At 50.9% G+C, this 320-nt stretch carries 1 pseudogene; it reads left to right on the top strand.

From position 1 onward, the window contains the following. Positions 1-320: pseudogene (locus C162_RS36475) on the top strand (IS110 family transposase); the annotation flags it as partial.

The raw sequence follows: 320 nt of genomic DNA, 5'->3' as shown, positions 1-320 counted from the left end.
GATGGTGCAGGCGGTGACGGCGGAGAAAAACCGCATTCACAAAATCCTGCAGGATGCCAACATCAAGCTAACCACCTTTATGTCCGATTTATATGGGGTTTCGGGACGGGGCCTGCTCCAGAAGATCATGGACGGCGAGGTCATCGACGAAATGACAGTTAAAAGCCTGGTCAAAACCCGTTTAAAAAAGAAAGTCCCGCAGTTGCTAGACGCGCTCAATGGCAAGTTGCGTCGTCATCATCGCGAGATGATTCGAGACCACTGGGACCACTTGGTCTATTTGGAGAAAAGGATCACGGAACTGGAAGCTCGAATCGAGG

Source organism: Paenibacillus sp. FSL R7-269, from assembly GCF_000517865.1.
In the GTDB taxonomy this organism is placed as follows: Bacteria; Bacillota; Bacilli; order Paenibacillales; family Paenibacillaceae; genus Paenibacillus_AQ.
This window is presented reverse-complemented; position numbering and strand designations above follow the sequence as displayed.